Source organism: Aestuariivita sp. (assembly GCF_049276915.1).
Lineage (GTDB): Bacteria > Pseudomonadota > Alphaproteobacteria > Rhodobacterales > Rhodobacteraceae > Aestuariivita.
The window spans coordinates 1-1,929 of sequence record NZ_JBASXK010000052.1 but is presented as its reverse complement, the minus strand read 5'-3'; the positions used below and the strand labels follow the sequence as shown (position 1 = coordinate 1,929).

The 1,929-nt window shown below is 57.7% G+C and carries 1 protein-coding gene; it reads right to left on the bottom strand.

The window, feature by feature from the left end; all coding sequences use genetic code 11:
• On the bottom strand, positions 1–1,684 hold a 1,684-nt coding region (locus WAO69_RS05670), incomplete at its 3' end, for a mechanosensitive ion channel family protein (protein ID WP_422177083.1).
• Between the last annotated feature and the right edge of the window lie 245 nt (positions 1,685–1,929).

The window sequence follows — 1,929 nt, the reverse complement described above, 5'->3', positions numbered from 1 at the left end:
CATATGGGATCGTGTGCACCGCGCCACGGTGATGGCGCAATTGCATCGACCGGATCGAGATTTTTTCGACCGCTCCCATGGTGCCGTCGATGTCGACATATTCGCCAACGCGGAAGGCATCATCGATTAGAAAGAAAACACCCGATACAACATCTGAAACCAGTTTCTGCGCACCAAAGCCAATGGCCAGACCCAGAATACCGGCACCAGCCAGAAGCGGCGTTATGTCGATGCCCAGATTGCCGATGGCCAGCAAGCCAAAGATAACGACAACCGTTGTACGCGTGGTCATCAGAAGCAAGGGAAGGACTGTGGACAGACGCGAGCTGGTTGGGCCACCCGTTTCTGCATCGGCGTCTTCCATCGTCATGCCCCGTGCAGTCTGCTCGGCGGCAAGTTGACGGTTCACCCAGAGCGAGCTGCCCTCATAGACAAGATAGCCCACCACCACGGTCAGCAAGAAGCGGAACACGTTGTCGCCAATGCCGGCTCCATCCTGAATGAGGGTGCTGAAGCTGACATCCCACACACCGGCAATCACGAACAGGATTGCGCCGATGGCGATCACCCGGCCAATGCGGATATAGCTGCGCTTGGTCGCCAGGTGGGCGCGCTCGGCCACGGGGCCTTCGCCGATCATCGGGGGCACCAGATGCCGCACGAGACCGCGAATGGCCGTGTCGATCACCGGAGCGATCAGCAGCCAGAACAGCGTTGCATAATGCGCCCCGGCAAGCACTTCGGCCATGTTGCCCGAACCAAGCAACGTCTGGACCAAAACCCAGATTCCAAGCGTTACAACGATGCCGTAGAAGGGAAAGTTATTCGACAGAACAATGTCGAACTCAGTACGGTCCGGATCCTTGCCAAGCATCATCTGCCGCAGGGTGTCGCGGGCGCTCCAGATGATCCAGATCAGATAGATGTATACGAAGCTGTCCAGCCAGAATCCGATGTATGTTTCACCGGTGGGGATGCCGTTCGTGGTGTAAAAGGAAACTGTGAACATGGTGATGCCAGACCACAGCACCAGTCCCACGAGGTGACGGTACAGGAAGGTGGCACCTGCGTCATCTGCATTGACCAGCCGCAGCGCAGGCACTTCTGGAGCCAGCAGAAACCGCGAGCAGGCAGCAGCCAGCCTGGGGAACCAGATGAGATTGGCGACCATGGGGCCTGCAAAGGCCAATTGCACGGGCGTCAGAACGGCCGATCCGATTATTCTCAGGGACACGTAAAAGACGATCAGACCAAGGATTTCGCGAAAGAACCGGCGCGCCAGATAGGACAGGGCAGGCACCAGTCCGGCGTCTTGCGATACTTGGTTGACCTCGCTTACTTTGATCAGGCGGCGCGAGAGCAACTCGATCCCGTAGGCTGCAAGGACGATTGCCGCAATCATCCCGAAGAGCGCGAGGACAGACCCGGGCCCGCCATGGGTTTCGATGAACTGGGCAATCGCGCGATTTGTGGCATCTGGAATGGTGCCAATTCGGCCGACGGCCAGTCGCACAGGCGTTGTGAAAGAGCCCCACAGGTTGGCCAATCGATCAATGACGCTTGATCGAGCCGCCGCTTGCGGTGCTGTTTGATCGGCCACAGCGTCCAGCTGCTGCAACAGGAGCGCGCGCACGTCAGCGTCAGACAACTCCGCCATCAGCGCCCGCGCTATCTCGGGCGTCATTGGGGATGGAATGGTTACCGATGTCTCTGCCGATTGACTGCTGGTTGGCAGCATCTGCGCGGAGCCTGGGCTTCCGGCAAGCAGGGCCAAACAGGCGACCAGCGCCAGAAATGTGTATTTTATCACTGTCCAAAATCCATTTTTCGCCTGTTTTCAGGCTGTTGATCCAAAACCCTTATCACAGAGTAACGGATTGTTTAAGGAACGTCTGAAAAACCTCGCGTGCTGAGCGGTTTGAGATAGAC